We start from the raw sequence: 11,857 nt of genomic DNA, 5'->3' as shown, positions 1-11,857 counted from the left end.
GGCTACAGCCAGTCGCGCTTCTTGAAGACGACGTAGAGGCCGCCGCAGACGATGGCCATCAGGGCGATGGCGAAGGGGTAGCCCCAAGCCCACTGGAGTTCGGGCATGTTGTCGAAGTTCATGCCGTAGATCGTGCCGACCAGGGTCGGCGCGAAGAGGATGGCGGCCCAGGCCGAGATTTTCTTGATCTCTTCGTTCTGCTCGAAGCCCGCGACGGCCAACGCCCGCATTTCCGCGTTCTGTTGCTGGGTGACCAGGGTCGCGTTGACGGTGAGGATGTCGGTCAGGGCCTGGCGGAAGCCGTCCACGCGCTCGCTGGTGTGGGTGACGTGGTCGGCGACGTCGCGCAGGTAGCGCTGGAGTTCCTCGTCCGTGCGGTATTTGGTGAAGCCCGCCATCAGGCCGTTCAGCATGCCGATCAGGGGGCGGGTGGCGCGCTGGAACTCCACCACCTCGCGGGAGAGTTCGTAGATGCGCCGCGAGACCTCGGGGTCGCCGCGGAAGACCTCGGTCTCGATCTCGTCGATGTCGGTCTGGACACCGGAGACGACGGGTGCGTAACCGTCGACCACCGCGTCCAGGATCGCGTACAGGACCGCCTCGGGGCCGAGCGAGAGGAGCTCGGGGGTCTCCTCCATGCGGCGGCGGACCGCGGAGAGGTCGGGGGCCGCGCCGTGGCGGACCGTGATGACGAAGTCGTGGCCCACGAAGACGTGCAGCTCGCCGAAGTCGACCTCCTCGGCCGCGTCCAGGTAGCGGGCGGCGCGCAGGACCACGAAGAGCGTCTCGCCGTAGCGCTCCAGCTTCGGGCGCTGGTGGGCTTCGAGGGCGTCCTCGATGGAGAGGGGATGCAGGTCGAACTCCTCGGCCAGGGAGTGGAGTTCGGCCTCCGTGGGCCGGTGCAGACCGATCCAGGCCATGCCGTCGGGGTGCTCGCGCAGCTGGCGGAAGGTCTCCGCGAGGGAGTCCGGGGTGGAGACGCGGATGCCGTCCCGGTAGAGGGCCGCGTTGACGACGCTGCCGTGGTCGTGCGCGTCGGGGGGCTGTCGGCGTCCGGCCGGGGGAGCGGACGGAGCGGGAGGGGCGGGCGCGAGGGAGGGCTGGCGGCGCCAGGTGCGCTTCTTGGCAGGCATGGGGCTCGTCCGCCTCCCTCGTCCGTTTCCGGGCATGGTCCGCATCCGCCGGGCAGCGGATCACGAAGCAGGATATACGGGGCGAAGGGGACCGGCGCGGTGACGGCGGGGCCGGGCGGGGCCCCCTTGCGGACAGAAGGTGTCCGCAAGGGGCGGCCGGGCGTGTGCTTCGGAACCTCTGCGGGACCCGGGCCGGCAGGGCTCCGGGTCCCGCAGAAGCCGGTGGGGGTGCTACAGGCCCACGTCCCTCCTCCGCTGGTCGTCGTAGGTCTCGCGGCGTACGAGCAGCCGCGCCCGCCCCTCCCGCACCGCGACCACCGGCGGCCGGCCGACCAGGTTGTAGCCCGAGGCCATCGACAAGTGGTACGCACCGGACGCGGGCACCGCCAGCACGTCGCCGGGACGCACGTCCGCCGGGAGCTCGATGTCCTCGGCCAGTACGTCCCCCGCCTCGCAGTGGCGGCCCACCACCGTCGTCGTACGCATCGGGGCGGACTCCGCGCGGCCCACCAGCCGGACCGTGTAGCGGGCGCCGTACAGGGCGGGACGCGGATTGTCGCCCATCCCGCCGTCGACCGCGACGAAGACGCTGCCCGCCGACCGCTTCACGGACAGCACCCGGTACAGCGCGACCCCGGCCGGGGCCAGCAGCGAGCGTCCCGGCTCGACCGTCAGGCGGGGGGCCGGATAGTCGAACGCGGCGCAGGCGGTGGTGAGTTCGCGGGTGATGGTACGTGCGTACGCAGCCGGGGCGGGGGCCCGGTCGCCCGCCCGGTACGCGACGGCGAAGCCACCGCCGAGGTCCAGCTCGGGCAGGGTGATCCCGTACCGCTCACGCAGACCGGCCAGGAACGCGACCAGCCGGTGGACCGCGGCCCCGTACGGCTCCGGATCGGTGATCTGTGACCCCAAGTGGCAGTGCAGGCCGACGAGTTGGAGGCAGGGCTGACCGAGGATGCGGGCGACGGCGGCCTCGGCGTCGCCCGATGCGATGGACAGCCCGAACTTCTGGCCCTCCGCGCCGGTACGGATCTTCTTGTGCGCCCCGGCCTCGATGCCCGGCAGCACCCGCACCATGACCTGCTGCGGCGTCGGCCCCTCGGCCTGGGCGGCGAGCCGGGCGATCTCGCAGTCGGAGTCGATGACGATCCGTCCGACACCGAACCGGAGGGCCGTCTTGAGGTCCTGCGGGGACTTCGCGTTTCCGTGCAGCACGATCCGCTCGGGGTCGAAACCGCGGGACACCGCGAGCTCCAGCTCCCCGGCGGAGCACACGTCCAGCCCGAGCCCCTCCTCGCGGACCCAGTCCACGAGCGCCCGGCACAGGAACGCCTTCGCCGCGTACACGACCTCGGCGTCCGGCAGGGCCCGCCGCCATGCGCGCGCCCGCTGCCGCACCTCCTCCTCGTCCAGTACGTAGAGGGGCGTGCCGAACCGGTCGGCGAGCTCGGCGAGGGAGACGCCCGCGACGGCGAGACGGCCGCCCGGGGCGAGGGTGGCGGAGGACGGCCAGACGGGCCCGGTGTCGAGGAGACCGGGCGCGGTCGCCGCCCGTGCCTCAGTCGACACGGCTGTGGATGCCGGTGACGGCGAACCAGGGCGCGGGCAGCGGGCGCGGGGCCGACTGCGCTGCGGGGGCGGTGAGTTGGGGGTCGACGGTCACGGTCGTCACACCGAGGGGGGTGGCGAGGGCGCGCAGGGCGGGCTCGCCGAGACGCACCCAGGTCTGACGCGTGCCGAGGGTGGTGGCGAGGCGGTCCGGGGTGGTGAAGGCGACGGCGGTGCGGTGGCCGAGGGGGGTGCGCATGAAGCGGAGGTGGCGGCCGCCGGTTCGTCCGATGCGGACGGGGACGTAGAAGGCGCAGGGGGTGTGGGTGTCGGTGTCGGTGTCGTGCGGCGGCCGGCCGGGTTCGTCGGGGTCCGCGTCGGCGGGGGAGCGGGGGTCGTCCATGGGGTGCTCCTCGAAGGTGAGGCGGTGAGTGGGCTCCTTGGTGACGACGGTAGGTGGGGCGGGGGTCGGGGGAGGGGGGTCCTGACGCGGTGCTGATGGGGAGGGGGTGGAACTTGACGCGGTGCTGATGAGGGGGGTGGGGGTGGTTGCGGTTCAGCCGGGGGTGCTCCCCTCTGCGGCGGGTTTCTAGGGTGGGGGGCATGGCGAATGAAGCGAGTGATTGTTATCCCTGTGCCCAGGAGGCCCGGCTGCCGTATGTTCCGGAGCGGGAGTGTGTGGTCAGTGACGAGCACTGGCGGGTGGTGCATGCCTTCAACTCCGCGTTGCCCGGCTGGCTCGTTCTGCTGCCACGGCGGCATGTGACCGCCGTGCACGACCTCACCGACGCCGAGGCCGCGTCGCTCGGGGTGTGGCAGGTGCGGTTGTCGCGGGCGCTGCGGGACGTCACCGGGTGTGTGAAGACGTATGTGGTGCAGTTCGCGGAGAAGGAGGGGTTCGGGCACGTTCATTTCCATGTCGTGGCCCGCATGGGCGACCAGCCCGAGGATCGGCGCGGGCCCGCCGTCTTCGGGTACCTGGGCCGTCCGGAGGAGGAGTGGGTTGCGCCGGAGCGGGCCGACGCGCTGGCCCGGGAGATCGCCCGGGCGCTCCAGGATTAGGGCAGCAGCCCGGCGCGCCTGGCCGCCACCACCGCCTCCAGCCTCGTGTGCGCCCCCAGCTTCCGCATCGCGGAGCGCAGATAGCCCTTGACCGTCTCGGGGCGCAGGCCCAGCCGTTCGGCCGCCGCCGCGTTGGTCGCGCCCGAGGCCACGCACGCCAGCACGTCCGTCTCGCGGGGAGTCAGCGCCACCGTGTAGGCGACCGGCTCCCCGCCCCCGCAGGATGCCGCCAACCTCCCGCACACGGACAGGAGTTCCGCCCGCAGGGCCGGGTCGACGATGCGGGGTGCGAGGGCGCGCAGCTCGCTGTGGGCCTCGCGGACCTCCTCCCACGCGCCGGGGCCCTGCCCCGGCCCTCCGGCCACGTCCAGCAGGCGGCGCACCTCGTCCCGTACCGCCAGCGCCTGCTCCACCTCGCGCGCCGCGTCCAGCGCCGCGCCCGCCACCCGGTCGCCGAGGGACTGCGGGGTGCGCAGGGCCCCGTACAGGACACCCCGTACCCGTCGGCGTACGACCACGGGCACCGCGATCACCGAGCGCAGGCCCTCCGCGGTGACCGCCGCGTCGTACTCGTGGCTGATGTGCCGGGAGGAGAGGTACTCGGTGACCGCGCACGGGCGCCCCAGCGCGATCGACTTGCCGCCGAGCCCGATGCCCGCCGACACCAGCAGGCCCTCCAGCGACCGGGTCGAGGCCCCGCTCAACTCGCCGATCCGCAACTGGGCCGGACCGGTCAGCAACCCGCCGAAGGCGACCGGGATGCCGGTGGCCCGGCGCAGCCGCAGCAGCGCCGCCCGCATCTCGGCGGCGGGTACGGGCACGGGTCCGCCGGGAGCCTTCGGCAGACCCGTCCCGGACGTACCGGAAACGTCCCTCACGTGCGCTTCCCTTCCACCCCCGTCCGGGGGTAGTGAGATTCGGGCCACTGCAACAGGATGTTCAGGATGTTAACGACCACGGTCGACACAGGGAGAGTTCGATGCGGACGCCGATGACCATCTCCGACTTCCTCGATCGCGCCGAACTGGGGTTCGCCTCCAGTCCTGGCGTGATCGACGAGCCGATCCAGCCCGCATTGCCCGTTCCCACATCCACGTACGGCGACCTGGCGACCCGGGTGCGGGCCTGGCAGGCGGGGTTCGACGCGCTCGGCGTCGGCGAGGGCGAACGGATCGCCGTCGTGAGCCACAACTCGGCACGCATGCTGGAGCTGCTGTTCGCGGTCCCGACGAGCGGGCGGATCTGCGTGCCGATCAACTTCCGGCTGAAGCCCGAGGAGATCGCCTACATGGTGCGCCAGAGCGGTGCGCAGGTGCTGCTCGTCGACCCGGAGCTCGACGACGCGTTGAGCGGGGTCAAGGCACCCCACCGCTTTGTGCTCGGGGAGCAGACCGACAACGAGCTGATGCGGTACGGGATCGAGCCGCGCCCCTGGTCGCGTCCGGACGAGGACGCAACCGCCACCATCAACTACACCTCCGGAACGACCGCCCGCCCCAAGGGGGTTCAGCTCACCCACCGCAACATCTGGGTCAACGGGCTGACCTTCGGGCTGCACACCCGCGCCTGGGAGCGGGACGTCTACCTGCACACGCTGCCGATGTTCCACTGCAACGGCTGGGGCATGCCGTTCGTGATGGCCGGGCTCGGGGCCAAGCAGGTCGTGCTGCGCAAGGTCGACGGCGCGGAGATCCTGCGGCGGGTGGAGGAGCACGGGGTGACGCTGATGTGCGGCGCGCCCGCCGTGTGGAACGCGGTGCTGGACGCGGCGGCCACCTGGGACGGCGAGATCCCCGGCCGCGACACGGTGCGCGTCGTCTGCGCGGGCGCCCCGCCGCCCACCCGGACCATCCAGCGCATCGGCGAGGAACTGGGCTGGGAGTTCACCCAGATCTACGGTCTGACCGAGACCTCCCCCCTGCTCACCTTCAACCGCACCCAGCCCGCCGACGACGCCCTCCCCGCCGAGGAACGCGCCCGCAAGCTGTCCCGGGCGGGCATCCCGGCGCTCGGCGTGCAGGTGCGAGTGGCGGACAACGGCGAGGTGCTGGCCCGCTCCAACGTCGTACTCGACGCGTACTGGGAGAAGCCGGAGGAGACGGCGGAGGCCCTGGCCGACGACTGGTTCCACACCGGGGACGGCGGCTTCCTCGACACGAGCGACGGCCACCTCACGATCTCCGACCGCAAGAAGGACGTCATCATCACCGGCGGGGAGAACGTCAGCTCCATCGAGGTGGAGGACGTGATCTTCAGCCACCCGGCCGTCGCCGAGGTCGCCGTCATCGGCGTCCCGCACGAGAAGTGGGGCGAGACCATCAAGGCGCTGGTCGTCCTGGTGGAGGGCGCGGACGCCGACGAGGCCGCGATCATCGCCCACTGCAAGGAGCGGATCGGCGGCTACAAGGCCCCGACGTCGGTGGAGTTCCGGGCGGAGATCCCGCGCACGGCGACCGGCAAGATCCAGAAGTTCAAGCTGCGCGAGCCGTACTGGGCGGGCCTGGACCGGAAGGTCAACTGAGCGGTGGGCGGGGGTCGGCCAACCGATCGGCGGGTGGCCGGCCGAAGTGTCGGACGGATGCACGGTGGAGGGAATCAGGTGGAAGACAGCACGCGGCAGCAGCTTTCCCATGTGTACGGGGACACGGACGTCCCCCTGCTCGGGGACACCATCGGCGGCAGTCTGCTGCGCGCGGTGGCCGGTTTCCCCGAGCGGGAGGCGCTGGTCGACGTTCCGTCGGGGCGCCGCTGGACGTACGCCCAACTCGGAGCGGACGTCGACGCGTTGGCGCGTGGCTTGCTGGCCAGGGGGGTCGCCAAGGGGGACCGGGTCGGCATCTGGGCGGTGAACTGCCCGGAGTGGGTGCTCGTGCAGTACGCGACCGCGCGCATCGGCGCCGTCATGGTGAACATCAACCCCGCCTACCGGGCGCACGAGTTGGCGTACGTGCTCCAGCAGTCCGGGGTGTCCGTGCTGGTGGCCTCCCTCACCCACAAGGGCAGCGACTACCGCGCGCTGGTGGCGGAGGTCCGCGAGGCGTGTCCCGGGCTGCGGTCCGTGCACCACATCGGCGACCCCACCTGGGACGAGCTGACCGCCCACCTCGCCCCGGCGGAACAACTGGAGCTTCGGGCGGCCGAGTTGTCCTGCCACGACCCCATCAACATCCAGTACACCTCCGGCACCACCGGCTTCGCGAAGGGAGCCACGCTCTCCCACCACAACATCCTCAACAACGGCTACTTCGTCGGCGAGACCATCGCCTACGACGAACACGACCGCATCTGCCTGCCCGTGCCCTTCTACCACTGCTTCGGCATGGTCATGGGGAATCTGGCGGCCGTCTCGCACGGCGCCTGCGCCGTCATACCCGCCCCCTCCTTCGACCCCGCCGCCACCCTGCGCGCGGTCCAGGACGAGCGCTGCACCTCCCTGTACGGCGTCCCGACGATGTTCATCGCCGAGCTGAACCTCCCCGACTTCGCCTCGTACGACCTCTCCACCCTCCGCACCGGGATCATGGCCGGATCACCCTGCCCGGCGGAGGTGATGAAGCGGGTCGTCGCCGAGATGCACATGGCGGAGGTGTCCATCTGCTACGGCATGACGGAGACGTCCCCCGTCTCCACCCAGACCCGCCGCGACGACGACCTGGAGCGCCGCACGGGTACGGTCGGCCGGGTCCTGCCGCACCTGGAGGTCAAGGTCGTCGACCCGGCCACCGGCGCCACCGTGCCGCGCGGCTCCTCCGGCGAACTCTGCACCCGCGGCTACAGCGTGATGCTCGGCTACTGGAACGACCCCGAGCGCACCGCCGAGGTCGTCGACCCGGACCGCTGGATGCACACCGGCGACCTCGCCACCCTGCGCGAGGACGGCTACCTCCAGATCGTCGGCCGCATCAAGGACATGATCATCCGCGGTGGCGAGAACGTGTACCCGCGCGAGATCGAGGAGTTCCTCCACGCCCACCCGAAGATCGCCGACGTCCAGGTGGTCGGCGTCCCCGACGAGCGCTACGGCGAGGAGATCCTGGCCTGCGTCGTCCCCCGCGACCCGGCCGACCCGCCGACACAGGGCGAGGTCGCCGCGTACTGCGAGGGCCGCCTCGCGCACTACAAGATCCCGCGACGGGTGGAGATCCTGGAGGACTTCCCGATGACCGTCAGCGGCAAGGTGCGCAAGGTGGAACTGCGGCAGCGGTACGGAAGTTGACGCGCCGGGCCCCGTCCGCTGCGACCGGCGTGACGCCCGGGTGCGGAGGCCGGCCGTCGTACGCCCCGAACCAGGGTCACTGGGCTCGAACCCCCCTCGGGGGTTCGGCCGGAATCCTGCGGCGCATGCACACCCGTGGCCAGCGGCCGAGGCCCATCGACGCCTCCTCGGCGACGATCTCCCGCAGACCCAGGGTGAGTTGGTCGTCGGTGAGAGTGACGAAACCCAGGCGTGCGTAGTACGGGGCGTTCCACGGGACCTCGACGAAGGTGGTCAGGGTCAGTGCGTCGTATCCGGACTCCCGGGCCAGGTGCGCGATGAGGGCGCGGCCCGCTCCCCGGCGGGCCATCCTCGGGTGCACCGACACCTGGTCGATGTGGGCGGCCCCGTCGATCTCCTGCCAGATCAGGTACGCGCCGGGCAGGCCCGCCGCGTCCTCGAACACCCAGGCACGGCCCTCGTGCTGGTAACAGTCGAGCAGGTCGAGCGGCGGGGGATCGTCGTCCGCGATCTCCGCCATGCCGAGCTCCCGGAACGGCGCGCCGGCCGCGCGTTCGATGTCCTGGAGGAGGGGCAGTTCGGCGGGCCGGGCCCGGCGGATCGTCTGGGGTGTCCCGAGCGGCGCGGGCGGAGTCTGCGGCCGGGGGCGGATCGCTGCCATGCGTCGAGTATCGCGCAGGCCACCCGCGTACGCCCCGGTGATTCTCCCGAGTGACACCGGGAGGGGGCGGGCCCGGGCAGCCCAAGGACCGCGTCTGGGCCGCGATCGTCCCCGGGTCGCGATCGCCCCCGGCCGCCCAAGGACCGCCCGGCTCAGTGCGCCGTGCCCGCCAGGCGGTCCGCCGCGTGGTTGGCGGGCTGTGGCGTGCCCGTCAGGTCCATGACGAACAGCGGCACTCCCAGGCTCTCCGCGCGCTCCCGCGCCTCCGGGACGTACCCGGTGAGGGAGAAGAACACCGGCTGCGCCTCGGAGTTGAGCCCGTGCAGCCACAGGGTCTCCACGTCCCGCAGGGTCGAGGGCTCGGTGCGCGGGTCGACCTGGGCGATCAGGCCCCGGGCGCGCAGGTCGATGCCGGAGGCGGGGTGCTCAGGGGACTGCAGTACGTCGCGGAAGCCCAGCCACTTCAGGAAGAGCGCGGCCGCCGTGACCGCGTCCCGGGCGGTGCGGATGGTGAGCGGGCGGAAGGGCGGGCGCGGTGCGCGGGAGCGCTCCCCCGCTGCGGCAGAGCCGTCCGTGAGGGAGGAGTCGTCCGTGAGGGAGCACGTGCCGCCGGTGTCGCCCGGTGTGCCGTCCGCGCACGTCCTCGCGGAGCCGTCCGGGTGCACCGGCCGGGGGTCGGACATGGGGTGACCTGCGCTCTTCGGGTCCGGGGGAGCCGTCGGGGCCGGGCGGACCGGGATGCGCAGGACCGCGCCGCAGCCGCAGCCCAGCTCCGGCTGGGGCCACTGGTCGTCGCGGCCGCAGGACGGGCAGCGGACCGTCACCCAGGAGTCCGTCCAGGTGCGGTGCGTGACGGTCTGCGCCGGTGCGTCGCGCTGGAGCGGCGGGGCCAGCGGTGCGCCGCACGCACAGGGGAAGACGGGCGGTTCGTACGCGTGATCACGGCGGCAGGCGGGGCACCGCACCGGCACGCTGCTTCCCATGGGGCGACCTCCGGGACATCTCGTCCGGCGGGCACGTCCGGCGGCGCGCGACCGGGCGTGAACGCAAGAACGCATGAACGACTGATGCGCTGTGTCATTCCATGGTCACACCAACTGTGAAGCCTTGGCAGGCACTTCGCGTCTTTTCTGTCGACGTTTCGATCCGTGGACCTTCCCGCGCCCGCTCCCCGGTTTCCGGCGTGCCCCTTTGTGCGGTCCTCCACGCGGGCCGCTCCCGATCCGTGGACTCCTCCCTTGACGGGGACACCTCCGCATCCTATGTTGCTTCCACATAGCAGAACAGTTATTCCGCATTACGGAAAACCGGCCTGAAGCACAGGAGTGACCCGATGCCCCGTATGACCGCCGCCCTCGCGGCTGTTGAGATCCTCAAGCGCGAAGGCGTCAGCCACGCGTTCGGCGTGCCCGGCGCGGCGATCAACCCCTTCTACAAGGCCCTCCAGGTCGGAGGCGGGATCAAGCACACGCTCGCCCGCCACGTCGAGGGCGCCTCCCACATGGCGGAGGGCTACACCCGCAGCAACGCAGGCAACATCGGCGTCTGCATCGGTACGTCCGGCCCGGCCGGCACCGACATGATCACCGGCCTCTACTCGGCCATCGCGGACTCGATCCCGATCCTGTGCATCACCGGCCAGGCCCCGGTCGCGAAGCTCCACAAGGAGGACTTCCAGGCCGTCGACATCGCCTCGATCGCCAAGCCGGTCACCAAGAAGGCCACCACCGTCCTGGAGGCCGCGCAGGTCCCGGGCGTGTTCCAGGAGGCCTTCCACCTGATGCGCTCCGGCCGTCCGGGCCCGGTCCTCATCGACCTGCCGATCGACGTGCAGCTCACCGAGATCGAGTTCGACCCCGAGACGTACCAGCCGCTCCCGGTCTACAAGCCGGTCGCGACCCGCCCCCAGGTCGAGAAGGCCATCTCCTTCCTCCTGGAGTCCGAGCGCCCGCTGATCGTCGCCGGTGGCGGCGTCATCAACGCCGACGCCTCCGACCTGCTCCTGGAGTTCGCCGAGCTGACCGGCACCCCGGTCATCCCGACCCTCATGGGCTGGGGCATCGTCCCCGACGACCACGAGCTGAACGCCGGCATGGTGGGGCTCCAGACCTCGCACCGCTACGGCAACGCGAACTTCCTGGAGTCCGACTTCGTCCTCGGCATCGGCAACCGCTGGGCCAACCGCCACACCGGTGACCTGGCCGTCTACACCGAGGGCCGCAAGTTCGTCCACGTCGACATCGAGCCCACCCAGCTCGGCAAGATCTTCGCGCCGGACTACGGGATCGCCTCCGACGCCAAGGCCGCCCTGGAACTCTTCGTCGAGGTCGCCAAGGAGCTCAAGGCCGAGGGCAAGCTCCCCGACCGCAGCGAGTGGGCCGCCTCCACCCAGGACCGCAAGGCCAAGCTCCAGCGCCGTACGCACTTCGACAACGTGCCGCTCAAGCCGCAGCGCGTGTACGAGGAGATGAACCGCGCCTTCGGCCCCGAGACCCGGTACGTCACCACCATCGGCCTCTCCCAGATCGCCGGCGCGCAGATGCTGCACGTCTACAAGCCGCGCCACTGGATCAACTGCGGCCAGGCCGGCCCGCTCGGCTGGACGATCCCGGCCGCGCTCGGCGTCGCCACCGCCGACCCCGAGGGCCAGGTCGTCGCCCTCTCCGGCGACTACGACTTCCAGTTCATGCTGGAGGAGCTGGCCGTCGGCGCGCAGCACAACATCCCCTACGTCCACGTCCTCGTGAACAACTCCTACCTGGGCCTCATCCGCCAGGCCCAGCGCAACCTGGACATCAACTTCCAGGTCAACCTGGAGTTCGAGAACATCAACTCCCCGGAGCTGGGCGTCTACGGCGTCGACCACGTCAAGGTCGTCGAGGGCCTCGGCTGCAAGGCCATCCGCGTCACCGAGCCCGACCAGCTGCTCCCCGCCTTCGAGCAGGCCAAGAAGCTGGCCGCCGAGTACCGGGTGCCGGTCGTCGTCGAGGCGATCCTGGAGCGCGTCACCAACATCTCGATGAGCGGCGCGGGCATCGACGCCGTCAATGAGTGGGAGGACATCGTGACCGAGCCCGGCCACGCGCCGACCGCGGTGCGTCCGTTCGTGGGTCAGTAACACCGCCTGTACAAGGGCCTGTTGGACGAGGGCTCGTTGTACGAGGGCTCGCTGTACGAGGGGGCGGTCGCCGGATCACGGCGGCCGCCCCCTCGGGCATGGGCGGTGTCCCCCCGGGG

At 71.5% G+C, this 11,857-nt stretch carries 10 protein-coding genes; 4 read left to right on the top strand and 6 right to left on the bottom strand.

The genetic code is table 11. The annotated features are described in order from the left end of the window. Positions 1-2: 2 nt before the first annotated feature. The 3 genes from ACIO3O_RS08965 to ACIO3O_RS08955 all read right to left on the bottom strand — a co-directional run bounded on the left by ACIO3O_RS08965 (position 3) and on the right by ACIO3O_RS08955 (position 3,084). On the bottom strand, positions 3-1,133 hold the full coding sequence (locus ACIO3O_RS08965) for a magnesium and cobalt transport protein CorA (protein ID WP_401743775.1): 1,131 nt from the start codon (positions 1,131-1,133) through the stop codon (positions 3-5). A gap of 231 nt (positions 1,134-1,364) precedes the next feature. Further along, positions 1,365-2,702, bottom strand: coding sequence for a diaminopimelate decarboxylase (gene lysA / locus ACIO3O_RS08960; RefSeq protein ID WP_401743773.1), 1,338 nt, complete (start codon positions 2,700-2,702; stop codon positions 1,365-1,367). Beyond that, a complete protein-coding gene (locus ACIO3O_RS08955; RefSeq protein ID WP_401743771.1) occupies positions 2,692-3,084 on the bottom strand; it encodes an SAV_915 family protein in 393 nt (130 codons plus the stop codon). The genes lysA and ACIO3O_RS08955 overlap by 11 nt, the downstream gene beginning before the upstream one ends. Before the next feature lie 200 nt (positions 3,085-3,284). On the opposite strand from ACIO3O_RS08955, the gene ACIO3O_RS08950 reads away from it, so the two are divergent. Beyond that, complete coding sequence (locus tag ACIO3O_RS08950) at positions 3,285-3,743, top strand: HIT family protein (RefSeq protein WP_401743769.1); 459 nt, start codon at positions 3,285-3,287, stop codon at positions 3,741-3,743. Here ACIO3O_RS08950 and ACIO3O_RS08945 read toward each other — a convergent pair. Further along, on the bottom strand, positions 3,740-4,543 hold the full coding sequence (locus tag ACIO3O_RS08945) for a response regulator transcription factor (RefSeq protein ID WP_401744456.1): 804 nt from the start codon (positions 4,541-4,543) through the stop codon (positions 3,740-3,742). The genes ACIO3O_RS08950 and ACIO3O_RS08945 overlap by 4 nt on opposite strands. A 179-nt stretch (positions 4,544-4,722) precedes the next feature. On the opposite strand from ACIO3O_RS08945, the gene ACIO3O_RS08940 reads away from it, so the two are divergent. Both ACIO3O_RS08940 and ACIO3O_RS08935 read left to right on the top strand, forming a co-directional pair. Further along, positions 4,723-6,264, top strand: coding sequence for an AMP-binding protein (locus ACIO3O_RS08940; protein WP_401743766.1), 1,542 nt, complete (start codon positions 4,723-4,725; stop codon positions 6,262-6,264). Between the two features lie 57 nt (positions 6,265-6,321). Further along, positions 6,322-7,959 carry an AMP-binding protein gene (locus ACIO3O_RS08935; RefSeq protein ID WP_401743764.1) on the top strand — a complete coding sequence of 546 codons (1,638 nt, stop codon included), beginning with the start codon at positions 6,322-6,324 and terminating at the stop codon, positions 7,957-7,959. A gap of 76 nt (positions 7,960-8,035) precedes the next feature. Here the strand turns inward: ACIO3O_RS08935 and ACIO3O_RS08930 are convergent, their stop codons facing one another. Both ACIO3O_RS08930 and ACIO3O_RS08925 read right to left on the bottom strand, forming a co-directional pair. Further along, complete coding sequence (locus tag ACIO3O_RS08930) at positions 8,036-8,620, bottom strand: GNAT family N-acetyltransferase (protein ID WP_401743761.1); 585 nt, start codon at positions 8,618-8,620, stop codon at positions 8,036-8,038. Positions 8,621-8,772: 152 nt separating this feature from the next. Then, entirely contained in the window at positions 8,773-9,603 is an 831-nt protein-coding gene (locus ACIO3O_RS08925) for a hypothetical protein (RefSeq protein ID WP_401743759.1), read from the bottom strand. 350 nt (positions 9,604-9,953) lie between these two features. On the opposite strand from ACIO3O_RS08925, the gene gcl reads away from it, so the two are divergent. Continuing rightward, complete coding sequence (gene gcl / locus ACIO3O_RS08920; RefSeq protein WP_401743758.1) at positions 9,954-11,738, top strand: glyoxylate carboligase; 1,785 nt, start codon at positions 9,954-9,956, stop codon at positions 11,736-11,738. Positions 11,739-11,857: the final 119 nt, after the last annotated feature.

The organism is Streptomyces sp. NPDC087440, assembly GCF_044744005.1.
Taxonomy (GTDB): Bacteria; Actinomycetota; Actinomycetes; order Streptomycetales; family Streptomycetaceae; genus Streptomyces.
The sequence above is the reverse complement of the archived record's forward strand: the minus strand, read 5'-3'. Positions and strand labels throughout refer to the sequence as shown.